This is a genomic window from Marinobacter sp. AL4B (genome assembly GCF_019916045.1).
Lineage (GTDB): Bacteria > Pseudomonadota > Gammaproteobacteria > Pseudomonadales > Oleiphilaceae > Marinobacter.
In genome coordinates, this window is record NZ_JAILWZ010000011.1 from 1,158,910 (window position 1) to 1,181,775 (window position 22,866).

At 50.2% G+C, this 22,866-nt stretch carries 22 protein-coding genes and 1 tRNA gene; 5 read left to right on the forward strand and 18 right to left on the reverse strand.

Translation table 11 applies throughout. The annotated features are described in order from the left end of the window. Positions 1-2,451 carry a ribonuclease R gene (rnr, locus tag K5L82_RS09410; protein ID WP_223133916.1) on the reverse strand — a complete coding sequence of 817 codons (2,451 nt, stop codon included), beginning with the start codon at positions 2,449-2,451 and terminating at the stop codon, positions 1-3. A 254-nt stretch (positions 2,452-2,705) separates the two neighbouring features. On the opposite strand from rnr, the gene K5L82_RS09415 reads away from it, so the two are divergent. Next, positions 2,706-2,792, forward strand: a tRNA-Leu gene (locus tag K5L82_RS09415). A 116-nt stretch (positions 2,793-2,908) separates the two neighbouring features. Here K5L82_RS09415 and K5L82_RS09420 read toward each other — a convergent pair. The 8 genes from K5L82_RS09420 to K5L82_RS09455 form a co-directional block, all read right to left on the reverse strand. Further along, positions 2,909-3,310: a GFA family protein gene (locus tag K5L82_RS09420; protein WP_223133917.1), complete on the reverse strand. Its 402-nt coding sequence runs from the start codon at positions 3,308-3,310 to the stop codon at positions 2,909-2,911. A gap of 302 nt (positions 3,311-3,612) precedes the next feature. Beyond that, entirely contained in the window at positions 3,613-4,065 is a 453-nt protein-coding gene (locus K5L82_RS09425) for a hypothetical protein (protein WP_223133918.1), read from the reverse strand. Between the two features lie 76 nt (positions 4,066-4,141). Next, a complete protein-coding gene (locus K5L82_RS09430; protein ID WP_223133919.1) occupies positions 4,142-5,413 on the reverse strand; it encodes a hypothetical protein in 1,272 nt (423 codons plus the stop codon). A 176-nt stretch (positions 5,414-5,589) separates the two neighbouring features. Beyond that, positions 5,590-6,492: a hypothetical protein gene (locus tag K5L82_RS09435; protein WP_223133920.1), complete on the reverse strand. Its 903-nt coding sequence runs from the start codon at positions 6,490-6,492 to the stop codon at positions 5,590-5,592. Positions 6,493-6,574: 82 nt separating this feature from the next. Then, a complete protein-coding gene (locus K5L82_RS09440; protein ID WP_223133921.1) occupies positions 6,575-7,306 on the reverse strand; it encodes a hypothetical protein in 732 nt (243 codons plus the stop codon). Positions 7,307-7,345: 39 nt separating this feature from the next. Beyond that, positions 7,346-8,368 carry a hypothetical protein gene (locus K5L82_RS09445; protein ID WP_223133922.1) on the reverse strand — a complete coding sequence of 341 codons (1,023 nt, stop codon included), beginning with the start codon at positions 8,366-8,368 and terminating at the stop codon, positions 7,346-7,348. A gap of 124 nt (positions 8,369-8,492) precedes the next feature. Next, positions 8,493-9,002 (reverse strand): hypothetical protein, encoded by a 510-nt coding sequence (locus tag K5L82_RS09450; RefSeq protein WP_223133923.1) that lies wholly within the window; start codon positions 9,000-9,002, stop codon positions 8,493-8,495. Positions 9,003-9,204: 202 nt separating this feature from the next. Further along, positions 9,205-9,882 (reverse strand): SAM-dependent methyltransferase, encoded by a 678-nt coding sequence (locus K5L82_RS09455; RefSeq protein ID WP_223133924.1) that lies wholly within the window; start codon positions 9,880-9,882, stop codon positions 9,205-9,207. Between the two features lie 298 nt (positions 9,883-10,180). Between K5L82_RS09455 and K5L82_RS09460 the strand changes: the two genes are divergently transcribed. Continuing rightward, positions 10,181-11,134: an IS110 family transposase gene (locus K5L82_RS09460; RefSeq protein ID WP_223133925.1), complete on the forward strand. Its 954-nt coding sequence runs from the start codon at positions 10,181-10,183 to the stop codon at positions 11,132-11,134. Positions 11,135-11,162: 28 nt separating this feature from the next. Here the strand turns inward: K5L82_RS09460 and K5L82_RS09465 are convergent, their stop codons facing one another. The 5 genes from K5L82_RS09465 to K5L82_RS09485 all read right to left on the reverse strand — a co-directional run bounded on the left by K5L82_RS09465 (position 11,163) and on the right by K5L82_RS09485 (position 15,238). After that, positions 11,163-11,675, reverse strand: a complete 513-nt coding sequence (locus tag K5L82_RS09465; RefSeq protein ID WP_223133926.1) for a hypothetical protein — start codon at positions 11,673-11,675, stop codon at positions 11,163-11,165. A 1-nt stretch (position 11,676) separates the two neighbouring features. Next, positions 11,677-12,012 carry a hypothetical protein gene (locus tag K5L82_RS09470; RefSeq protein WP_071266080.1) on the reverse strand — a complete coding sequence of 112 codons (336 nt, stop codon included), beginning with the start codon at positions 12,010-12,012 and terminating at the stop codon, positions 11,677-11,679. Between the two features lie 617 nt (positions 12,013-12,629). After that, on the reverse strand, positions 12,630-13,055 hold the full coding sequence (locus tag K5L82_RS09475; protein ID WP_223133927.1) for a GNAT family N-acetyltransferase: 426 nt from the start codon (positions 13,053-13,055) through the stop codon (positions 12,630-12,632). Between the two features lie 100 nt (positions 13,056-13,155). Then, positions 13,156-13,944 carry an FRG domain-containing protein gene (locus tag K5L82_RS09480; RefSeq protein WP_223133928.1) on the reverse strand — a complete coding sequence of 263 codons (789 nt, stop codon included), beginning with the start codon at positions 13,942-13,944 and terminating at the stop codon, positions 13,156-13,158. Between the two features lie 88 nt (positions 13,945-14,032). Beyond that, on the reverse strand, positions 14,033-15,238 hold the full coding sequence (locus tag K5L82_RS09485; protein WP_223133929.1) for a hypothetical protein: 1,206 nt from the start codon (positions 15,236-15,238) through the stop codon (positions 14,033-14,035). Positions 15,239-15,636: 398 nt separating this feature from the next. Here K5L82_RS09485 and K5L82_RS09490 point away from each other — a divergent pair, with 398 nt between their 5' ends. Then, positions 15,637-16,599 carry an integron integrase gene (locus tag K5L82_RS09490; protein ID WP_316933383.1) on the forward strand — a complete coding sequence of 321 codons (963 nt, stop codon included), beginning with the start codon at positions 15,637-15,639 and terminating at the stop codon, positions 16,597-16,599. Positions 16,600-16,831: 232 nt separating this feature from the next. Here K5L82_RS09490 and K5L82_RS09495 read toward each other — a convergent pair whose 3' ends face one another. The 3 genes from K5L82_RS09495 to K5L82_RS09505 all read right to left on the reverse strand — a co-directional run bounded on the left by K5L82_RS09495 (position 16,832) and on the right by K5L82_RS09505 (position 19,283). Continuing rightward, positions 16,832-17,533, reverse strand: a complete 702-nt coding sequence (locus K5L82_RS09495; protein ID WP_223133930.1) for a glutathione binding-like protein — start codon at positions 17,531-17,533, stop codon at positions 16,832-16,834. Continuing rightward, a complete protein-coding gene (locus K5L82_RS09500) occupies positions 17,530-18,144 on the reverse strand; it encodes a 2-hydroxychromene-2-carboxylate isomerase (protein ID WP_223133931.1) in 615 nt (204 codons plus the stop codon). The genes K5L82_RS09495 and K5L82_RS09500 overlap by 4 nt, the downstream gene beginning before the upstream one ends. 101 nt (positions 18,145-18,245) lie before the next feature. Continuing rightward, positions 18,246-19,283 (reverse strand): AraC family transcriptional regulator, encoded by a 1,038-nt coding sequence (locus K5L82_RS09505; RefSeq protein WP_223133932.1) that lies wholly within the window; start codon positions 19,281-19,283, stop codon positions 18,246-18,248. A gap of 125 nt (positions 19,284-19,408) precedes the next feature. On the opposite strand from K5L82_RS09505, the gene K5L82_RS09510 reads away from it, so the two are divergent. Both K5L82_RS09510 and K5L82_RS09515 read left to right on the forward strand, forming a co-directional pair. Continuing rightward, positions 19,409-20,911 carry an NAD(P)/FAD-dependent oxidoreductase gene (locus tag K5L82_RS09510; protein ID WP_316933384.1) on the forward strand — a complete coding sequence of 501 codons (1,503 nt, stop codon included), beginning with the start codon at positions 19,409-19,411 and terminating at the stop codon, positions 20,909-20,911. Between the two features lie 2 nt (positions 20,912-20,913). After that, positions 20,914-21,861, forward strand: coding sequence for an alpha/beta hydrolase (locus tag K5L82_RS09515; protein ID WP_223133933.1), 948 nt, complete (start codon positions 20,914-20,916; stop codon positions 21,859-21,861). Between the two features lie 9 nt (positions 21,862-21,870). Here the strand turns inward: K5L82_RS09515 and K5L82_RS09520 are convergent, their stop codons facing one another. After that, complete coding sequence (locus K5L82_RS09520) at positions 21,871-22,785, reverse strand: LysR family transcriptional regulator (protein WP_223133934.1); 915 nt, start codon at positions 22,783-22,785, stop codon at positions 21,871-21,873. Between the last annotated feature and the right edge of the window lie 81 nt (positions 22,786-22,866).

Genomic DNA, 22,866 nt, shown 5'->3' on the forward strand with positions numbered 1-22,866 from the left:
TTACTTGCGGCTCTTGCGCTTCTTACTGGCAGCCGCCGGCTTGTCTTTAGAGCCTTTTTTCGCGGCCTCTCGGGCAGCCTCGCTGGCAAGCCGCTCTTTCGCGCTGGCCGGTTTTCCAGACTTCCCACGCTTAGCGCCCTTGCCGGCTCGGTCACCTTTGTTACGAGGCTCTCTCTTGGCAATATCAAGCGCATCCCGGTCGGCGGTGCGCTTTTGAGGCTTGCTGGTCAGCTCCAGGTCGATCTTGCGATCTTCCAGCCCAACTCGAACAACCTTCACTCGCACTTCATCACCCAAGCGGAAGCTCACAGCCGTGCGCTCTCCGATCATTCGGTGCTTCGCCGCATCGTGATGGAAGTAATCGCCATTCAGGGTCGATACATGTACCAGCCCTTCAATATAAATATCGGACAACTCCACGAAGAAACCAAAGGGCACAACCGCCGCAATGACACCGGCGTATTCCTCGCCTACGTGATCTTTGAGGAATTCACACTTGAGCCAGGCCATCACATCGCGGGTTGCGTCATCTGCGCGCCGCTCAGTCATGGAGCAGTGCTCACCCAACTGTTCAACCTTGGCATAGTCGTAGGGGTAAGCCGCCAATTCAGCATCAAGCTGCTTGGGTGACACCACATCCTTTTGAACCTCGGGATTATGAATGCAAGACTTAATAGCCCTGTGCACAATCAAATCCGGGTAACGTCGAATGGGCGATGTAAAATGCGCGTAGCTGGCAAACCCGAGCCCGAAATGACCACTTTCTTCAGGGCTATAAACCGCCTGACTCAGCGACCGCAGCATCACCATCTGAATCACATGGGCATCCGACCGGTCGGCCACCTCAGACAACAGCTTCTGGTAATCCGCTGACGTTGGCCGATCACCGCCGCCCAACTGAAGCCCCAGCTCACTCAGGAACAACCTCAGCTTGCCTAAACGCTCCTCGGAAGGGCCATCATGCACCCGATACAGCGCCGGCATTTTGTGCTTTTTCAGGAAACGGGCCGTAGCCACGTTTGCGCACAGCATGCACTCTTCTACGATCTTGTGAGCATCGTTCCGGTGCACCGGAACGATCTCTTCGATCTTACGCTCCGCATCAAACACCACCTTGGTTTCAGTGGTTTCGAAATCGATCGCGCCACGTTCGGTACGCGCCTTGCGAAGAAGCTTGTAAAGCTCGTACAAGTTATGCAGGTGCGGCAACAAGTCTGCGTAATGCGCACTCAGCTGATAACCCTGCTCGGTGTCAGGATGCTCCAGCATGGCACTTACCTTGTTGTAAGTCAGCCGTGCATGACTGCGCATAACCGCTTGATAGAAGGTATAGCCACTGATATTGCCCGCTGCACTGATGGTCATGTCTGCCACCATGCACAAACGATCAACACTCGGATTCAACGAACACAATCCGTTGGACAGCTTCTCCGGCAGCATCGGTACGACGTGATCCGGAAAATAAACCGAGTTGCCACGCTCGAACGCTTCTTCATCAAGCGGAGAGCCAGCGCGCACATAATGAGATACATCGGCAATCGCCACGACCAAGCGGTAACCACCGCGAGGGCGCGGCTCACAGTAGATCGCATCATCGAAATCACGGGCGGACTCATCATCGATGGTCACCAGCCGCATATTTCGAATATCAACGCGGTTTACCTTGTCTTTTTCTTCAACTTCCGAAGGGATCGCCGCTGCTTGCTCGCCGACAGCCTCAGACCAGCCATGCGGTATCTCATAAGAGCGAATGGCAACGTCTATTTCCATGCCCGGAGCCATGTGTTCGCCCAACACTTCGACTACGCGCCCTGTTGGCTGGGTGCGCACGGTTGGCTGGCGCAAGATTTCAACAACCACATACTGACCGTGCACAGCAGCACCGACATTCTCGTCCGGAATCAGAATCTCGTGATTGATACGAGCATTTTCAGGAACGACAAAGGCAATGCCGCTCTCCTTGAAGAAACGCCCCACGGTTTGCTCGGTACGGTGTTCGAGCACCTCGACGATCACACCTTCACGGCGGCCACGGTCATCGACACGATCAACTCGCGCAGCAACTCTGTCACCATGAAAGACTTGGCGCATCTGACGCGCAGTCAAAAACAGGTCGGAACTGCCATCATCGGGTATCAAAAAGCCAAAACCATCCCGGTGTCCCGAGATCTTACCGGTCACCAAAGCGGCTTCTTCGATCGGCAAAAACGCGTTCCGGCGATTACAGATCAACTGCCCATCACGGCACATCGCAATCAAACGGCGGCGTAATGCCTCAACACCGGCCTCAGACGCCTGCCCCAATTCTTCACACAGGGTTTCGTGAGTGGCTGGGGCGCCACGTTCTTTCAGATGATTGAGGATAAACTCCCGGCTTTGGATGGGGTTATCGTATTTCTGGGCCTCACGATCAGCGTGAGGGTCCCGTATATTTTTTTTCTTGGAAACCATTCGGGTCCTTGTTATTCAGGCCGCAAACACTGCGGCAAAATTCATCAACTCATACAGTATAACGTTGGCATCTTAAACCTGCATGACAAGGGGGACATTAATAAGCATAAATACCGTCAAAACTTTTTTTCACTAAAAGGTTTGACAGGTCAGAACGGAATTATTAAAGTACGCGCCATCGGTTGAGGGGCACCCTTCAGCCTTGGCAGAAACGCTCGTTCTTCTCGAACAAACAGCGCAACTGCAAATCACCTGCCGAGGTGGTGAAATTGGTAGACACGCTAGCTTCAGGTGCTAGTGGGGGCAACCCCGTGGAGGTTCAAGTCCTCTCCTCGGCACCATTTCTTCCCTCAAGAAATGGCAAGCTTTATTCAAACCGTAACTCTTACCTATTAGAACGTTTCTGCCCTCAGGTTATGCTCGTCGTTTGGCCACGAACACCTGTCACGCCGATCGCTCAATCTGGCAGCCCTTCGAACTCCGGCACTTCCCCTAACCTCCCATCCCAACCAGCTTTACTGGATGAAAAAATGTGCGCTGTTGGCGCTATAGAAAGTTTAGTATCCAGGCACCCTGCGGGTACGACGAGCAAGCCTGCGCTCTGAGTATCTGGCAGTGCTGAACCGCAGAGCTTACAAAAGCTTTTGCTATGACGCGTGCCTGGCAGCGTAAAGGAAGTCACAGCATCTGCACCCGACCGCCAGACCAATTTAGCTGACTGTGAGAATAGGTTTGCCGCATGAGCCGAACCCGAATCCTTTTGGCAATGCTGACAATGACACAGGTAAAAGCTATCAAAGTCACCGGTTACCTCAAAGCTCACAGTGCCACACAGGCAAGAACCGAAATGATCAGACATAAAATTTCTTCCATGGCCTGTGGATGAAATACAAATAACGCATGGTTTTGTGGCGTATCGGCTGCACAGCGGAGGTGCGTCTGCCAAGGCCACTGGTTATACAGACTTCGCCACCAACATCTCAGTGGCGTCTTTCTGAAAACGGTAGTTCACACCTCTCAGCGAAAGACCGGCCCCAAGGGACTACATTCGCTAACTCCAACTCTGACTCTCCCTAGTCTGTATAACGCCAAGCTAAGGAGTGCCCTGACAAGGGCATCCGGTGGACGACCCTCGGGCCGGGAACGTACTTAAGCGATTGGCTATGTATTGGTTCCCGCAGTACGAAGTTTTCGGAATATCTTGGCTAATACGTGGTTACCAAGAATCAAGCCGAAAGACAAAATCAAAACCACACACCAACCATAATTTATCGGTGCCTGAGCGCTTAACTGAGTCACCACAACACTAAACGAGCGGATGAGCCAATAAACGCCAATCAAAAACACTCCTGCGGCTACAATTCCACTCTCAGGAATTATCGGCCCTGGTGTTTCGGTAGAAAAAGCTTTCTTGGAAATTTTCGGGGCTCTAAGCCATAAAATAATGCCAATACCGATAGGTACCAAGACGCCTGCAGCCAAATATTCAATGTTTGGTGAATTTGGTCCACTCCAGGCCCCAGGAACAAAAGCCAGAGGCACATAGTTTCCCACCGTGCTAAAGACCAAGTACGCGGCAAAAACTTTAATAACGATCTCGATGAGTGCTCTCATAGTCCTCTATGCATAACGCCTTGGGTAAGCTGCCGGTGCGGAGCGCAGCGTAGCACCGGTCAGCTTCACCCACTGGTTAAGTGGATTGACTTGCCGACAAGATCGACCTGATCGTAGACACCGGTTTTTGGCCATGAAAAAAAATTCTCATGAATATGCCATCCATTAGTGCCATGTCTTTACTACCATCGCCAATAAAAATTGATTTACCCCTATACTTATAGGGTTTGGCTCCCATTTGTTCTAACCTAGATGTTTCTTTATTTGTTCCTTCCCTAACGATCAGGCCGGCTTCTTCGCATTTTTTAAGCAATTTCTCTACAGAAACAGCCATGCAAATATGTTTGCGTCCAAAAAGTAAATCGAACTTATTAGCTACCGATATGTGATGGGAAAATATTGGTAATGCTAGTGGACTACGAACGCTATCAATCAAGCTCGCCCGAGGACTTTCGGCATCTCCACCACACTCATCGAACCATAGATTAAAAGCTATGTGACTACCCTGATACAATGGAGTGTCGGCATAGCACCCCACAAACAAGCAATCTTCAATAACGTCCAATGCCCAACCTTTATCCTCAGAGCGAGAAAGCAACGCGTTTAGCTCGTCATTCCATTCACTTATTGAGATGAATTCTTCTGGAATAAAAACCTTTTGACCGCTATCAGGGTCAGTACTTACCCCAGAGGACATAACTTCAGAAACGTGCGTCATTCGCCCACTTTGCCGCATCATTCGTTGCATTTGCTTAGCTGTATGTGGCCCCTCTTGAGATAAGAAATAATGGAGTGCTCTATCGCAACCCCTTTCACTGTAAAATTCTAAAAACTGGGAGATTTTGTGGTTTACCTTTCCTTCTTTTACTTCAAAAATAGAAAGACCTTTATGAGGATCGAACGATAAAATATCACCGACTTGAATGAAGGACGTTAAGTCAGATAAAAGGGGCATCGTATCCGGGTTGTCTTCTACTATTGAATTGGCTGCGTTAACAACCGAGCCAAAGTTTGATTGCTTTAAGTTTGGCTGCTTATTGCCTAGAAAAAAACGGCGAGCGTGGCATAGTTGCTCACCAAGTAGCTGCCAAGCGATTGAATCTGCAATGCTGCGGTAAAGAAGTTCTTCTGAAAAGGTCAAGTCTGAATCTGATTCAACACGTTGTACTATATAATTTTGAGCAGCGCGCATCCCTTCATGTGCCGCCGAATAAAATTTTATTTGTAGAGCCCGATCCTCTTTGAATTCGGATCTCGACCTTATATCCGGCAAGAGTCTCTTGGAACCACAACACGCCTTTTCGTATAAGTCACGGGCAAGGGGCTCCAACGCTGAATCCAGGGTCATAGGCCGAAGGGATTCCGCTGGATCATATTTCTGCCTTCTCTTTCGAGACCTTCTCTTACCCATGAATAACGTACCTACACTTAACGCCAGCCATAAGCGGCCGAAAAAACCGCCAGGTTTTTGAGGTCCAGCCGCCCGCCTCGCGGGCGGCGATGCTTGATGGCCTTGTTAGAAAATCAGACCTCTCGCCTGCACTCATCAGCCTCTTCTTGAGTAATCTCTATTTCGCTTACCCGCAGAAGTCCGGAAGCGATAGCTGGCTCAAAATCATCGAGCAATCGATCTGTCGAGCGGCCCCGAGGTTCTTCATTAGGCACATTCATCAAAACCAGATCCAAGTGTGCTTCTGCATTTTTGATATTGTTGTAGTGGTTCAGCTTAGAGAGCATTAAATACAGGCGTTCCCTAAACATAATGTGCATTCCACGGTTGGGGCGAAACTCTACGAAAACCTCGCTCTCGTCTTTCTTGTAATACCCATCAAAAATCGGTTGAAAATTACTGACTGGATCAATGCCGTGAAACTGAGTTACTAGTTTTGCCTCTGGTATTACATTGGAGGGATGGATACCCTTGCCAGAAATGTACTTATCCATTGCGTATTTTTCTATTTTACGCCAGTCGATTCGGTACTCTGGAGCGTTGTCGTTAGTTCTACGCTCTTGCTCATCAGTTTCTTTTGCCTGGACTTCCTGTTCAGATGCACGCTCTACTGTTGCTCTCCCTGCATGATAATCCCCATAAACATTAGTATGCTGTTGAGTCTGATTTTGAGTGCTAGAAATCGTGATCAGTTGCTTCAACAGTTCCGATTTATCCTTCTCAAGCTTTTCGACCTCTTGCTCCTTTTTCTTGACCTCTCTCGTGACGGAAAAAAGCTTTCCTAGCGAAAAATTATCAAAGCTCTCTGAAAGAATCAGTACAAGCAGGATGAGAAGAAGCGTCACTAAACCAGAAGAAATAGCCCCCTTAGGCTCGATCCAAAAATAGTTGAAAGATATCAGCGCCACGATGAATAAGCACAAACCAACTATCAGGATTCTGACGAACCAATTTTCTTTATTCTCTGGAGATTCCATAATCCTTCCTGTGAGTTTCTAACGCCTTGGGTATGCTGCCGGTACGAAGCGCAGCGTAGTACCGGTCAGCTTCACCCGCTTGTTAAGTATCTTTGGCGACACCAATAATAGTGTGACCTTTAAACTGTGATTTTGCTGTCTCAGTTAATCTGGATGATAGTTCAAGAAGGCTTTCTTCCAAGCTATCCAGTGACTCAATTAAAGCGTCGGTTTGAGATTTCATACCGTTGTATAGCCTAACACCAATTGCAGTTCTAATTTGCTCGTCGCTATACTCTACATAATCTTCGAACCCGGCTTTCTCGGCCAAAGGTTGAAGTTGTTTAAAATGCATTTCCGATCTGAGAGCAAAGCCGTCAAGCATGGCATTATAAGCCTCTTCAGCATTTGACAACTCAGCCATCAAATTTGGGTCATCGGAATTAAATAAGAAAGAAATCTCGTCGTAATTTATCGTGGTACTACTATTCGAGATACCAGCAATTGGCGGAATCGCTAAAAAATACAGCGGATCGGCCCTGAAAGGGCTCACGAACTGCTTCGAAATATTGCGGACCTTACCGAGCTTTCTTGCAAGCGTGAAGATAGCTCTGTTGGCCGCTTCAACTCGTCTGATTTCTTCCGCTTGAAGGTCTCTCTTATTCTGGAGGTGAAATGCATACCAAGCGCCTGAGAAAGCGGCAAGTAGAGTCGTAAAGGACACTACGAAGTCTCCAAGCCCAGTGAGTTCAAAGTCAGCACTGAGGTTTATTCCGAGAAAAAAGCCAGCTAGGCAAAAAATAATAAACAGAATTACCTGATGATCTCCCTTCATAAACTTCCTTAAAACTTAACGTCCAAAACAGAGGCGCTTTTATGCGTCCGACTGCTTTTGTTTGTTAGGCCAGTTCAACGACGATGATAGGAGACTATGAGCGCTTCTTATATCTTTGAATTGCTCCAGTCCCATCACTAGCCCCTTAGATCGCTTTAGTTTAACTTTTGGATGCACTTGATTGCGTGTAGAACGCAGAAATTCGGCCATTTTGTTTCCACTAAAAGTAAATCCACCTACTTTGTAGTCCGGAACCCAACCTGCAGAGGAGCAAACTTTAATAAGTATATCCAAGGGCCAAGTGACAGGGTTTTTAGACTTCAAATCCTTATTCGTCAACTGCAGTCGATCCAAGGTTTCTCTTACTTTTTCTTCGTTTTCCAAGCAAGTGACTATCAGTCTCGCCTCAATCGCCGATCCAAGCATTACTGAGGCAGCCAAATATGCACCTGCTTTTTCAGCTCGATCCGCTTCATCTTCGTATGAATTGGCGAGAGACTGCAATCTCGGCTTATCACCACTCAGAAATATCGATTTTCCACCAATATGATGGAGTCTATCAAATTCTTCTCTGTTGCTCAGATACAGCTCTTTTAAATCGTCAGCCCCAAACTCGACAAATGTTTCGAGTAATTTCCGCTCCATCTCGCTGTCATAATCTGAAGATAGAAGACGATATTCTTCTGGAGCATCCGATATTAGCCAGAACTGATCATCAGTAAGTCCATACGCTTTTTCTACTGTTTTCATTTTTTCAGCTATAGGGTCTAGAACTTCAGCATAAACACCATTGGACCATCTAGACTCGTGAACTTGGTTTTCAATAACGAAGCATTTGTGAAATAGAAGCTCGTGCTCTGATATTTCACCGGCATCATACCTAGCCTGAGCAATGGAAATGTATAAGCGAGCTCGACTTTCAAGTGCTGGAAGGTCATTTAGGTTAAGTTTCTCGGGAAAATCTGCTTCATCAAGTAACTTTTCCAGTGCTAGGGCTTTCTCCGCACGACGCTGGAAATGACTTATTGCTTTTTCAACTTTCCCTGAGCCAGCATCACTCATTCTCTTTCCCCTGCACAGTTACTTGGGAGCCTAACGCCAGCCAGCATGCGCGGCTATGGAATGTAGGCGAAGCCGCAATGTAGTAGACGTCGCCGTGCCTGGCCTTGTTAAAAATGTCTGACGCTTACTCCGACCGTGACATAAGGCGTGCAATTACATTGCGCAAGTTCTCTACAGGTTCTTTTTCTGGGCCTGCAACGGAAAGATAGAGAAACGAAGACTCCCCCTTCTGGCCAACACATTTTACTGCGGCCCTGTTGGATCCAGAGTTACCGTATACATAGGTGCCACTACGAACAACAGCGGTAAAGTTTAGAGACTTAAGAGTCGTAACGCCCCTATCTGAGCAGGTTTTTGCATTTAAATTCAATACTTTGTGATGCGACCAAAGCTGTGGAGGAGACTTATTGGACTGAGGTAGAAGTGATTCTTGGTCGGCAGCAAACCATTTTCGAAACCCAAGGCATTTCGTGAACCACTTTTCCTTGAAGTCCTTAACTGCCTCGTTCCGGTTCCACACCATTCTGTTCACGGGAACTAGAAGAGCATCCGCGACCACCACTTTTGCAAAAGCCACTGACTCAGACATTGCAATCATCTCATCATCAGGCACACCATTCTGACGGGCCTGCATAATATTCTCTGCTAAATACCCGACCAGTTCGCACGAGGGTGTCTCGCGATCCTCTGCTAGCGTTGACATAGAGTGCAGTAAGAGGAGAGCAGCAAGACCTCTATAAATAAGTGGCATTAGCCCAAGTTCCCATTTCGTTTTTAACGCCTGGCTTTGCGGCGTACCGGAGCGCAGCGTAGGTGCGTCCGACAACAGCCATTGGTTATACGGACTTTGCCACCAACATCTCAGTAGCACCTTTTTGAAACCGGTAATTGACAGGCTGCAATGTGACATCAATCCCATCGCCGGATAGTGCGGTCATTACCTGATCCAAATGCTTCGAGACCTCTCCGTCCAAGGATACAATAGGGAAGACACGGACTTCGGTCGCCACTCTGCAAAGCTCCCGCATTGATTTGAGGTGAGCTGTCCCATCCACATGGTCACTGTAGAGGAAAAGGTAGTGGGAGCAGAGTGCCAAATCGAACTCGGAGCCGGAAAATGACAGCGATGGCAAAGACGCTGATACATACCGCCCTTGCTGACAGCCTGCCTCAAAGTCAGCCAAGAACCTCGACATGGCATTCATGCGAACCTCGCCAAGATGCTCGACGCTACTCAGTGACTCCCAAATATACTTGTCTGCGTCCTGCCGCATCTTAGTCATGATTTCCGGGTACACTTCATCAATCCGGCGACGTATTTCGTCGACCTGAAACTGGTAAACCGGATCACAAGACGTGACCTGGCACCCACGGTCGGTTGCCTCTACATTGAAGCTCGCGGGGCCATCACCACAACCAAGGATTCGCTTGCTCAGGTCACCCTCGGATAATCCGAACATCGCCTGATATTCTTCAAAAGACCGGCCCCAGGGGACTACGTTGATTAACTCCAAACCTGACTCTCCTTAGTCTGTATAACGCTTGCAGCATGCGCGCCTACGAAATGGAGCCGAAGGCGCAATGTAGTAGGCGTCGCCGTGCCTGCACTTGTATGGATAATTTCTGCCGTGTTTGGGTAAATTGAGGCCCACCCCCAGTGGCCGCTGGGGCCTTCATGCAGCAGCTCGATGCTTGACCGGCTCCTCTGTCGAGAGACCGATAACCAGTGTGTAGCGCTGCATGACTCTCAAGCGATAACTCGAACAGTCATCGGGGCCTCGAGCCCGTATAGCAAGGCAGAGTCAGCTTATTATGAACAACACGGAAATCCAAACCCCAGTCAATGTCGGTGTCGATGTCGGTAAAGCCAATCTGGACATCGCACTTCATCCTTCCGGGCAGTTCTACACCATCCCAAATACCGAAGCGCATATTCGCCGCTTTGTCCGTATCCTCAAAAATTACGCGATCGAACGCATCGTCGTGGAAGCCTCGGGGCGGTACGAACATGCGCTGGTTCAAGCCTGCGATCAGGCTGATTTGCCCATCATAGTGGTCAATCCCATCAGTGTCCGACGCTACGCCCAGGCCATCGGCGTGCTCGCCAAAACCGACCGCATTGATGCTCAGGTCATTGCGCAATACGCCGCCACATTGAAACCCGAGATCAAGCCTATTCCCGACAAAACCTCCCAGAAGATTAAGGACTTACTGGTCAGACGTTCTCAGCTTCTGGAAATGTCCACCATGGAGAAAAACCGTCTCCAGATCTTGCCGAAATCCCTTCACCGGTCGATCAAAAGTATGCTCAGAATGCTCCAGAGCCAGATTGAAACAGTCACCCGGCAGATTGAGCAAGAGGTGGCCAAAGTGGATCAGTGGCGTACCAAAATGGAGATCATGACCAGCGTGCCTGGCGTTGGAAAAGTGCTCGCCTACACCTTCCTGAGTGAACTCCCAGAACTCGGTTCACTGAACCGCAAGGAGATCGCGGCGCTTGTCGGCGTAGCGCCCATCAACCGAGACAGTGGCAAGCTCAACGGCAAACGAAGGATACGAGGTGGCCGCCACAGAGTCCGCACCGTGATGTTCATGGCCATGCTCTCATCCATCCAGTGCAACCCGGTGTTCAAACGCTTTTATGAACGCCTGAAGGCCCAGGGCAAGATCCCGAAAGTCGCCCTCATCGCCTGCATGAGAAAGATGATTGTGGTGCTCAATACCATGATCAAAAACCAGGAATCATGGCGGGGTGAAATGGCTTAATTTATAGAATTGACACCACAGTCACTGGTTATGGCTTTTTGGTATTTTCGATAGCATCCAGGATAGCCATATCGTCAAATGGCTTATCAAAATAATCCGTCTGCTCCAAAATATTTTGGACATTCGTTGGAAGCTCAAGATATTTCTTTTTCAGCCCCCAAGTAGATTCACCAAAAACCAGTAATTTTATATTCTGTACAATCTCTTTTGGTGTACCGGAAACATCAGCACCCTCCAAAACAGCAATTGCGTAAGCCAATTCAGTCAACTCTGGCTTTTCGCAAACTTCCGAAACAAGCGAGCTACGTGTGATAAGAAAAACTCTAACATCCTCGATACTGTAGCTACGCAAATGTTTGATCACTGACTCATCGGGTAAAGGGCGGCTAGCCCCTACCTGTTCACACCGCTCCACTGCTTCTCCATATTGGGCGATTCTTTCAGAGATATACCGATGTGCACTAGCTTCGTCATTACCGCCAGCAAGCGCAGAAGTGGCGGCGAGTAGTAAAGGGCATGCGAACTTGAAATTGATTTTCATATTAGTAGCCCCCGCAACCATTATCCACGGCTTCCCAGAATTGGCGTTGCTCGTATGACAACCCTGCTCTGAGTCTTTGCATTTGAGCAATTTTGGATATGGTTTTTCTTACAATAGGCTGAATTTTGCTCATAGACTGCGCGAACAAAACCCAGTCGGTGGAATGAACGTTGAAGGTTACTTGCGCAGAGTTATTGCCAAGAAATATCGTTGTTAAAACACCAGCAGGTAAAAGAATCTCAAGCATGTTTCCATTGCGCTGAGCCTTCCTTATTGCCTCCAGTGCTTCCTGATCTTCAGAGTCCAGCTTCAATCCCGAAATCGTAGGACAGTCCATTGTATTTTCTCCTTTCCATGGTTTTTTCCAAAACGGATAGTACCCAGTGGCTTACAGTCCGGCAACCACCGCCATAACGCCAGCCATAAGCGGCGCCCTGACAAGGGCGTCCGGTGGAGGGCCAAAGGCCCGAAAGAACCTTGATGGCCTTGTTAGGCAGGCTACGAACTCCCTGACCCACAGAACCAAACTCCAGTAATGAACCCCACAACCATGCCAATCAGCAATGTTCCGATAACTTGCGAACTAATCTGCTGAGCCAACCCTCGCCACCAGGCAGCACGGCCCTCCCTGAAAGCTTTCTGCTCATGCAGCTTCTGGGATCTCTCCTTGTACACCTGCTCCATTACAGCTCTAGCGTGAGCCTGGTATTTACCCGACGGCGACGACAGAAAAAGCTCGAGTTCTTTCAGTGGAGCCTCTTTTGCCTCTTTTCGAAAGTGCTCATGCTCTTTCTCAATGCTCTCCGCTTCATAGTCACAAGCGTGACTGAGGCGCTCATACCACTGCATACCGTCACCTTTAATACTGTCGGACTTCCATAGCTCTCTTTTATTCGCCTAACGCTGAAGCACAGGGGCGTCCGGTGGCCGTAGGCCACGTACTGCTGCGCCTTGTTATAAATTGAACTCGAAAACATGCTGTTGCTTCAATAATTTGAAGCCTTGTGCTTGGTAAAAATTGTGGGTGGCTTCGCGCTTTGAATTACTGCGAACTCGGACGGTAACACCCAATGACTTGGCCCAGGTGATAGCTTCCGCAACCAACTTAGAACCAATTCCTTCACTTCGGTGCTGCTCATCAACTATAAGGCCAGCTATTTCAATAAATGGTGCCACTCCAACCCGAACCGCCAAATATGCGTGCAGCCAACCAACAACCGCTTCACCTAAATCCGCTACCCATATCCGATGGCCGTCTGAGTTTAAAAGCAGACCCAGTGAATCGCCCGATTGATGCTTTGATTCAGAGGAAGGCGTCAGCACATGCGCTAAACGCTCGATTTCATGTTTATCTGCCAACATTGCCGGCCTGATGCTCACAAGTCCTCCGGTAAGGATTTATAACGCCCGGCTCACGCGCCGGTTTGGAGCCGCGAAGCGGCGGAAAACCGGTCGCTGTGCAGCCGATTGTTAAACGAATTTACCACCGATGCATGCCGCTAATATCTTCTGAGACTGAATGGTAAGAGGAAAATCCATCGATATCCGGGAATAGAACAGAGCGATCAATATCAAAGACCTGCGTAAGGATTTCCAATGACTCTCGTTTAAGCCTTGGTGTGATCTCAAACAGCCTGAACGCACCTTCCTCGGGAAAGACTAAACTACCGCGAGAACTGTCGGAAACCGCACTGTATATAAATTGGCTGTGCTGAACCGCTATTCTGGGCGAAATGCCTGGCGGTTCCCAAGTGATGAGCGGATAGTCTCCAAGGTCAGCTACGATTTCCGCATAGCTTCTATTCTCAAGCTCTTTTTCATAGCCACCCAAATACCAAGTATCAAAACCAATCAAGAGTCCAGACTTGCTTATATTCTCTGCGCACGCAAACCATAAACCGACCAAGGCATTTCTTGTGAAATCAACCAGCCTGGTTGCGGCGCCATGATGCTGTAATCTGGCTAGAAGCTCGAAATCAGTTAGAACTCGACCCTCGGAGTATCTGTACCCACGATGTGTCGCCTGCTGGAGAAGGTTACTTTCATACCTGATCAGGTCTTTCTCACCATCCCCAGTTTGATAATTCGAAGAAGCTTTGAGACGCCGATACCCTGAACTATCAATCTTCCAGCTTACATCGCTCTGCCCCCGCCACATCCATACCCTGTGGTTATGCTTTCCACTAGGCTGACAGATCTGGGAAAAAAGCTCCTGAAAGCTCGCCGGACGGAGAACCTTGCCGTGAATTTTATGGTTTAGTTCTTTCATCGTATCCGTTTAACGCCCGGCTCACGCGCCGGTTTGGAGCCGCGAAGCGGCGGAGAATCGGTCGCTGTGCAGCCGATTGTTACATGTTTTAGTTTGCGGGTTTGTACCAGCCATCAATCGAGGCCTGAACCTGAGATCTTACATAGGATTCGGAAGGCGGAGACATGTCCCTAAAAGGCGTGAGGCTCAATGTTGATTCTGGTACCAACGCAATTGAACTTATCCTCCTCAACCTTTCCTCGCAGGGTTCGTTAACATGACTCCAACGTTCACGATATAACTCGCTAATTTTGTAGTCGATTGCCACTGAACAGCTGTGAGAATAGATTCTTCGCTGCTCGCCCCAGAAATCTGAGCTTTTAAGTGACGAAATTTCTCGCTGAGACCAATCTTCCTTTTCTCCTCTCACCTTAAAATGAAAGTCGATGCAGCGTTCAACCATTTCATCGCCCATGGTTAATGCTCTGCCGAACTCAGCTTCCCAAGATTGGAAGTTTGGTTCGGGACACTGAAGGACAGATGCATTTTCCTGAATCCCAGTCTTGAACTCATCTAAAAGACGCAGCTGAACATTTCGATATATTTCGCTTGAGGCAGAATTCGCCTGCTCTTTCAGCTCATCAAGTTTCTTTTCTACAAATCTTATCGGCTGAATAAACGCGGCTTTTAGTTCATCTGCAACAGCGTTCACCGAGTCACGCTTGAAAATACTAAATACATTGCCCGTGTTATTTACAAGGAAAACGAATTCCATGGACAATGGGATTTTACCGAGTAGCCTGCGTCGCTGCTGCTCATAAAGCTGATCCTCCGCATCAGCCAGCGCCTCAGCAGTAGTCTTAAGCTTTTCCCTTGAAGTTTGTTCTCGAATTGCTAATTGCTCTAGTGCCTTCTCAGTCTGCTGCTTCTCCGAGCGAATTCGGATCAATTCATTTTCTAATTCATCCCTATCTGATTCTAGTGAGGAGAGCTCCTCTTGAGTCCGTTGGATTTTGTTAGCATAGCTGTCTATCTCTTGCTCCCAGCGCGACTTCTCGATTTTGAGGCGGGCCAAATCTTCTGTTAATTTTTCCTTTTGAAATACGGGTACTACCGTATAGAAGTAGCCCCACAAAACAACTGCAAGCATTAAGACTTGGGAGAGGTTGGCGAAAATAGTGCTAAATTTTTCGAAACTGGATGAAGAGCTATTTTTACCCTCACTCGCGGTTTTGGCGATTTGGGTTAAAGCCTTTTCTAAGTCTTCATTTGAAGAAATAGGCTGGTTTCGTCGAAAATTCCGCTTCAGCGCCATTTTTCTCTCTTAGCCAACTCAGGTTTGGTTATGTATGTGGGTGAGCATGTAACAGCTTATTAGCTTGAATTCTTATTAAACCGCAAACCCACCACCTCATTTAAAACTGCGTCACAGCTCCAATAATCGTTCTTTTTCATCGTTTTACAAGCCTAGTTTTGCGGTCGCAACCAGCCTCGCCTCTGTCAAAAGTTTGCACGCGGGTTTAACGTGCACGTTTTTGCAAGTTAAATCCAGGGGATCTAAAAATTCCGCTTATTAAACAGTCGCCTACAGAGGTGCTCTGTGAAAAGTGTGCAGCATTGTGCAAATTAAACCGCAAAAAAATTAGCATTTTTGGGGGCTTTTAATTATAACTGTACATATATACAGCTATTTAGCCAAGGAGGGCGATTATAGTGAAATCACCGTTTCTGGAATCGATTCGCACAGAGATCAGAACAAAACAGTACAGCTACCGAACCGAGAAGTCCTATCTCTACTGGGTTCGCCAGTTCATTCTGTTCAATGACAAGAAACACCCGGAAATAATGGGAAATTACGAAATTGAGCGCTTTCTGAATCACCTGGCCGTCAATCGTGGAGTTAGCCCAGGCACCCAAAACCAGGCACTGTGCGCAATAATTTTCGTCTACAAGAACGTGTTGAAACGGGAGATCGAAAACCTTCAGTACAAGATGACCAAAACACCTCGGCGAATGCCGACTGTTCTCAACCCCGAAGAAGTTGCATCGATTCTTGGTAATCTGGAAGCTGAATATTGGCTCATCACCGCTCTCCTGTATGGTTGCGGTTTGAGAATCAACGAAGCACTTTCGCTGCGCATCAAGGATCTCGACCTGAAAAGCCGGAGCTTACTGGTGTTTAACGGGAAGGGCCGCAAGGACCGATACACACTCCTACCGGGCAATCTCAGAGAGAGCGTTAAACGCCAGGTCGTCCATGCCCGGGAGGTACATCAGTCCGATATCGCCGATGGATTCGGGCTCACATCAGTTCCGGGTTCACTGCATAAGAAGTATGGACCAGCGATGAAAGACTTCGGGTGGCAGTACCTCTTTCCTTCTTCAACGCGTTGCCTTCATCCCATTGCTGGATACGTTTGCCGGCACCACCTTCATCACTCAACGTATTCCCGACAGTTACGACAAGCCGTTCAGTCTAGTGGGATTACGAAGAGAGTAACGGCGCATACTTTCCGGCATGCCTTTGCAACAGAGTTATTGCGATCGGGAAGCGATATCCGGACAGTTCAGGAGATTCTCGGCCATAGCGACATTCGCACGACCGAAATCTACACGCACGTTATTGGCGATAAACGTGCAGGAACGGTGAGTCCATTTGATCGTTTGCCAGAGTGAGAACGACCAAATTACGGCGTCCATCTGAGCGGAAATTCAGTTGAAACGGGAGCAGTGCGAATGTTCGCTTTTGTGTAAAAGCTGAGAAAGATCGGCTTGGTCGCAAAGTGGACATTCAGATGGATCAAATTGCGAACCACGTAATCCGCCAACAAAGGAAGGCCTGAATAACCGCTACTCCACTCCCGTATCGGAATGGTTCGGAAAACAACGAATATCCAGACGCGATGCCCTATGTTTGTTTTTTAACACCCGCCGTTTGGCCGAACAGACGCTTTTTCCCTTCATCGGTGACCGCTGGGCGAGAGGACCAGGGAAGCCCTTTCTCGTAGGCCGTGACCACTGCCGGCCTTGCCTGCATGGCGCGGAACCACCGCTCAAGATTGGGGAAGTCAGACAGGGTTTGCTGTTGCCGCTCGTGAGGAACGATCCAGGGATAGATGGCCATGTCGGCGATGGAATAGTCATCAGCAATCCAGTCCCGGCCTGCCAGACGGGCATCGAGTACTCCGTAAAGACGGTTGGTTTCATTGACGTAACGATCGATCGCATACGGAATTCGTTCAGGGGCGTACTGGACGAAGTGGTGATTCTGGCCCGCCATCGGCCCCAGCCCTCCCATCTGCCACATCAGCCATTCCAGCACGGTTTTCTTCCCTCGGAGATCGTCCGGAAGGAAACGACCGGTTTTTTCCGCGAGGTAAAGAAGGATGGCACCGGATTCAAACACGGTAACAGGTCTACCACCATCTTCAGGGGCGTGGTCGATGATGGCGGGCATACGATTGTTGGGTGAGAAGGCGAGGAATTCCGGTTTGAACTGGTCTCCGGCACTGATGTCCACTGGATGGATTCGGTATTCCAGCCCCGCTTCCTCAAGAAATGTGGTGATTTTATGGCCATTAGGCGTGGGCCAGTAATAGAGGTCGATCATTGTTTCATACCGCGTTGGGATTCCAGAGTCTCCGCTAGCAACTCAATCCGGTCCTGACCCCAGAACTGTTCCCCATTTAACAAGTAGGCCGGCGCGCCCAGCACCCCTTGGTCAACCGCGTCTTCAGTGTTGCGGTCGTACTGCTCACCAACAGCGACTGACCCACTTGCCGCCACCAAAGCTTCGGCATCCAGTTGTAGGCTGCTCAGAATCTCACGAATCACGGCTTCGTCCGCGATGTTCTTCTCCTCCGCCCAACAGGCTGCCAGAACGAGCTGAACAAACTCGCCAGGGTTTTCGCCGGCTTGTTGCAGGGCAATCACGCACCGGTCTGCCAGGCCGGGATCTGTTGGAAAATGCGCAGGTTTGAGGTTGATCGCCAGGTTGCGTTTCTTCGCCCATCGCCCGATTTCGAGCAGGCGGTACTCCTGTCGGCATACCGGGCGTTCAGGGAGAGGTTTCGCGCCGGAATTACCAAATACTTTTGCCAGTCTAACCGGCTTGAAGTTGACGTCAGCGCCAGCGGTTCTGGCTGCCTCAAGGAATGCGCGGTGGCCAAGATAGGTAAATGGGGAAATGCAGGTAAAGTAATAATCGATCTTCGGATTCATCGCTTTCAGCTCCTAGACAATCACGGTTTTTCCATCCGACCACCACTCTAGCTGATTATTGAGCAATCACTCAATTTAATTTGGCACTACCTCTCAAAACGTCAGCACGAACGCCGGCCATGCTCCATAAGTTCGCCCGCTCGTTTCGCAGCCGGCGTCGTTCCATACCAGCGTTTATAGGCGTTAATAAAGCTGGTCGAACTTGAGTAACCTAGCCGCTCGGCCACCTGCTCCACCGACAATTTCGGCCCCGCCAGGTATTCCTCAGCCAACGCCTGCCGGACCTCGTCACGAAGTTCCGCAAAGCTGGTGTTTTCCTGGGACAAATGCCGACGAAGGGTTCTCGGAATCGTGTTCATGGCCTTCGCCACCTCTTCCATGCCGGGCATATCCCTGGCCTGACCGGCCAAATACTGCCGGATCCTGGCCGAAAGCCCTGCCCTCTCCAACCGGTGGTTCAACAGTGCGTCACACTGTACCTCTGCGGCACTACGAGCCAACTCACTCGCCTGCGGCAAAGGCTCATTGAGCTGGTCGCGATCCACAACCATGTCATTACCGGCTTCCCCAAAGCGCGGCTGGACCCCATAGAAAGTCTCATAGGGGGCAACATCCACCGGCGTTTCGAATTCAAAACACATGTACTTAATGGGCGAAAAATTCCTGAAGATGTCGGTCTGCAAGGTAACGCAGCAGGCACTGTCACGCTCGACAATGAACCGCCGAAGTTTTTCTGGAATCCCTTCAGCCCGAAAGCGAATGTAGACCTCGCGATCCCGATCTTTGAGTTCAATCGCGCAAAAGGCGAAGGTCAACTGGACATATTTAAGCCCGATTTCAATGGCGTCTCGCAGCGTACTGCTGCTTACCAACGCAAACCCCAGCGCGCCAAAAGCATTAAAGTGATAGCGCATACCGGCCAGCACACCAAGCCCAGGCACATGGCCAAGTCCATCCACCATATTAGAAATCAACCGCAACTCTTGCCGAGCCTCAACCAAGGCCTCGGCCGATCGCAGTTGAGCAGCACTGATACCGGTCCCGGCAAGCACCTTTGCCTCCGGCATGCCCAGCTCGACCGCAAGGTCTGTCAATATACGGGCACTCACGACGGTACGCTGGATATCCCAGATAGACATACCTTTCCCCTTAACACCATTATGTCCGTTTTTATTGATATTTTGTCCTACCCGATGGTCGTCCGGCAAGAGCTCCCCTCCTAAACTGGCCCAATCTTCCAAGACTTAATGGCAAGGAACGGGACGTGAGCGAAAAAGACAACAACATCAAGACGACACAATGCCATACCCTGATCATCGGTACCGGCTTTGGCGGCCTTGGCATGGCCATCCAACTGAAGAAAGCGGGTATCGACTCTTTCACCATTCTGGAAAAGGCGGCGAGCGTTGGCGGAACCTGGCGGGATAACACCTATCCCGGCGCGGCCTGCGATGTACAGTCTCACCTGTACTCCTATTCCTTTGAGCCAAAGAGCAACTGGAGCCGAAAATTCGGCCTGCAACCTGAAATTCGTGCGTATATGGAAAGCTGTGTTGCCAAATACGACCTTCAGGATCACATACACTTCAGCCAGGAAGTTGAATCAGCCGCGTTCAACAAAGACAGTGGCCTCTGGATTATTGAAACCAAAGGTGGCGACCGCTACGAGGCGACAGCACTGGTATCCGCAACCGGGCAACTAAACCAACCGACTTATCCCAATATTGAAGGTATCGAGAGCTTCAAAGGCAAGGTCTTCCACTCGGCCCGCTGGGATCATGACTACGACCTGACGGGCCGGAAGGTTGCGGTGATCGGTACGGGCGCCAGTGCAGTCCAGTTTGTTCCCCAGATCGTAACCAAGGTGCAAGAGCTTAAGCTCTTCCAACGCTCTGCAGCATGGGTTATCCCAAAACCGGATCGCCCGTTCACAGGGTTCGAGCAATGGGTGTTTGAATCCATTCCGGCTGTGGATCGCATATACCGATCCATGATCTATTGGAAGAACGAAAGCCGGGCACTGGCCTTCACACGATTCGGCTTTCTGCTGAACGTTTTCAAATGGCAGGCCAAGAACCTTGCCAAGAAAAAAATTAAAGACCCGGTAAAACGGCAACGGATCATTCCTGACTACCCGGTTGGCTGCAAACGGGTGCTCATTTCCAACGATTGGTATGACGCGATCAATCAGGACAACCTTGACCTGATCAACGATCAGATCGCGCGCATTGAAGAGCATGCCATCATCACCAAGGACGGCACACGACACGAAGTGGATGCCATCATCTATGGCACCGGCTTCAAGGCGACTGACTTCCTGGCCCCGATGAAAGTGACCGGCTTGGGCGGACTGGATCTTAACCAGGCCTGGAAAGAGGGTGCCGAGGCGTATAAAGGCATCAGTGTTTCCGGATTCCCGAACCTATTCATTCTGTACGGGCCCAACACCAACCTCGCCCACAGCTCTATCGTATTCATGCTGGAATCCCAGATTCGCTACGTGACCCAATGCATCGGCATGCTTCAGGACCCTGGCCTGCACTACATGAACGTCAAGGCAGGGCGACAAAGCGAGTACTCCTCCCGGATTCAGGAGAAGCTTAAAGGAAGCGTTTGGGAAGCCGGCTGCACCTCCTGGTACAAAACCGCATCAGGAAAGAACACCAACAACTGGCCAGGGTTCACTTTCAGCTATCGCTTTATAACAGGAACTTTGGACCTTCACGACTACGAACTGCAGCCGCTCTCGACTGCTTCGGAGACTTGACCATGGAGCGCGTACTATCCTGGGGGATACGTCTGATGATCAAGCCGGCACTGTCGGCGCGCGTTCCCGTCTCATTTCAGCGGTTCTGGGGTCGTGTCGCCGCAGCCACACTTCGCGGCCCCAAGGGGGCAACGTACCGCTCAACCCGACTGAGCGATGTACCCACCCTTTGCGTTCTTCCGAAAACGGCTGAGCCCGGACGGGCCGTACTCTATCTGCATGGCGGCGCCTATGTGATGGGAGGCTTCGCCAGCCACCACAAACTTGCGGCTGCGGTGGGCGATGCTGCAGGCGCCCAGGTTTGGCTGCCGGACTACAGGCTGGCGCCGGAACACCCATACCCAGCCGCCCTCGATGATGCATTTGCCGTTTACTGCGCCTTGCTGGAACAAGGACAGCCACCAGCCAGTCTCAGCATTGCCGGCGATTCTGCCGGCGCGGGACTCACCCTCGCCCTGGCAGCCAAGCTACGGGACAACGGCATCCCGCTTCCAGCCTCGCTGACGCTTATCTCACCGTGGGCCGATACCAGCCTTGGTGGCGACACCATAACCAGCCACAGCCATCGTGACCCAATGCTGTCCGAGGGCTGGCTGCGCTGGGCTGCCGAGGCTTATCAAGGGGATGAATATGCCGCCTCCCCCCTTAACTCAGACTATTCGGGCTTTCCGCCCATACTGATTCAAGTGGGCTCAGAGGAGATCCTGCTATCCGACGCCCAAAGAGTAAAAGAAAAAGCACAGGCCGCTGGCGTTGACTGTGTCCTGACCCGATTCGATGGGCTCTGGCATGTTTTTCAACTGCATTACGGCTGGATAGAGGCCGCAGACTCAGCCATTACTGCAATCGGCGAGTTTACCCGGGCTCACACCCAACAGGATGCCCCGGAAAGAAAGACCCAAGGCCAAACTGGCGCTTTCAACGGGCCCAAAAAGATCAAACCCCGCTAATTCACAGCCCTACTCGGTTTCCATTTGCACTTTGATCTGCTCTAGCATCTGACTGACTTCCTTAATAAAGGCTTCGACCGTCGGTCGAAGCGGATGCTGCATATAGTGAAGTTCGAGTGCTATTGGCGGCTGAGTTGGGCTCGGCGTGATAAAGACGCAGCCGTCACTTTGAAGAAAACGAATACAGGCCGGAGCAATAGCCACCCCTATGCCGCTGGCTACTTGGCTGAGCAATGTCTGCATCTGAGCAGGCTGCCGTATCAGACGAGGGGAAAAGCCGGCTTCGCCGCAAGCATTGATAATCCTATCAAACAGACCACTGGCCTGCCCTCGCTCAAACAGCACGAAGTCTTCCTTGGCCAATTCATTGAGTGCAAGCCGCTTGCGCTTGGCGAAGGCATGTTCTTGGGGGAGGATTGCCATTAAGCGATCCTGATAGATCAATAGGCTGGTCAAACCGAGAGGATCAGGCTTAGGCAGCGGGCGCGAAAACCCCAGATCAATCTCCCGACGAGCGAAGGCTTCAAGCTGTTGTTGTGCTGTCATCTCGAAAAGTTCTATGTGCACATCGGGATAACGGCGGCTGAATTGTTTGAGCAGAGTCGGCATGAAGCGGGCGGTCGCAGAACTCATGTAACCGATTCGAAGCTGACCGCTTTGGCCGCTGGCTGCTCGCGTCACCCGCTCACGTGCCTCGACCTCAAGCGCCAGCATACGCCGAGCATCCTCCAGCAACACCTCACCCGCTGCCGTAATCTTCACCTCCCGAGTGCTGCGCCACATCAGAGGCGTGCCGAGCTCTTCTTCCAGATCGGCAATCTGTCGACTGACGGCCGGCTGAACCGTGTGCAGCTGTCGTGCAGCAGCCGAAAAATTTCGTAACTCCGCCACTGCCACAAAGGTTTTAAGGGTTTTGAGCTCCATAATGCATTCCGAATTAATACATATCAGGTATAGATTGAATACTATATCATTATTTCTGTTATTAACTAAAAGTCGTTAAAG

Coding starts and splice junctions, on each gene's coding strand:
- K5L82_RS09520 (WP_223133934.1), bottom strand. CDS start 22,785: ATGGAGCTCAAAACCCTTAAAACCTTTGTGGCAGTGGCGGAGTTACGA.
- K5L82_RS09500 (WP_223133931.1), bottom strand. CDS start 18,144: ATGAATCCGAAGATCGATTATTACTTTACCTGCATTTCCCCATTTACC.
- K5L82_RS09485 (WP_223133929.1), bottom strand. CDS start 15,238: ATGGCGCTGAAGCGGAATTTTCGACGAAACCAGCCTATTTCTTCAAAT.
- K5L82_RS09470 (WP_071266080.1), bottom strand. CDS start 12,012: ATGGACTGTCCTACGATTTCGGGATTGAAGCTGGACTCTGAAGATCAG.
- rnr (WP_223133916.1), bottom strand. CDS start 2,451: ATGGTTTCCAAGAAAAAAAATATACGGGACCCTCACGCTGATCGTGAG.
- K5L82_RS09515 (WP_223133933.1), top strand. CDS start 20,914: ATGGAGCGCGTACTATCCTGGGGGATACGTCTGATGATCAAGCCGGCA.
- K5L82_RS09450 (WP_223133923.1), bottom strand. CDS start 9,002: ATGCAGGCCCGTCAGAATGGTGTGCCTGATGATGAGATGATTGCAATG.
- K5L82_RS09465 (WP_223133926.1), bottom strand. CDS start 11,675: ATGAAAATCAATTTCAAGTTCGCATGCCCTTTACTACTCGCCGCCACT.
- K5L82_RS09425 (WP_223133918.1), bottom strand. CDS start 4,065: ATGAGAGCACTCATCGAGATCGTTATTAAAGTTTTTGCCGCGTACTTG.
- K5L82_RS09420 (WP_223133917.1), bottom strand. CDS start 3,310: ATGTCTGATCATTTCGGTTCTTGCCTGTGTGGCACTGTGAGCTTTGAG.
- K5L82_RS09440 (WP_223133921.1), bottom strand. CDS start 7,306: ATGAAGGGAGATCATCAGGTAATTCTGTTTATTATTTTTTGCCTAGCT.
- K5L82_RS09435 (WP_223133920.1), bottom strand. CDS start 6,492: ATGGAATCTCCAGAGAATAAAGAAAATTGGTTCGTCAGAATCCTGATA.
- K5L82_RS09505 (WP_223133932.1), bottom strand. CDS start 19,283: ATGTCTATCTGGGATATCCAGCGTACCGTCGTGAGTGCCCGTATATTG.
- K5L82_RS09430 (WP_223133919.1), bottom strand. CDS start 5,413: ATGACCCTGGATTCAGCGTTGGAGCCCCTTGCCCGTGACTTATACGAA.
- K5L82_RS09495 (WP_223133930.1), bottom strand. CDS start 17,533: ATGATCGACCTCTATTACTGGCCCACGCCTAATGGCCATAAAATCACC.
- K5L82_RS09460 (WP_223133925.1), top strand. CDS start 10,181: ATGAACAACACGGAAATCCAAACCCCAGTCAATGTCGGTGTCGATGTC.
- K5L82_RS09480 (WP_223133928.1), bottom strand. CDS start 13,944: ATGAAAGAACTAAACCATAAAATTCACGGCAAGGTTCTCCGTCCGGCG.
- K5L82_RS09445 (WP_223133922.1), bottom strand. CDS start 8,368: ATGAGTGATGCTGGCTCAGGGAAAGTTGAAAAAGCAATAAGTCATTTC.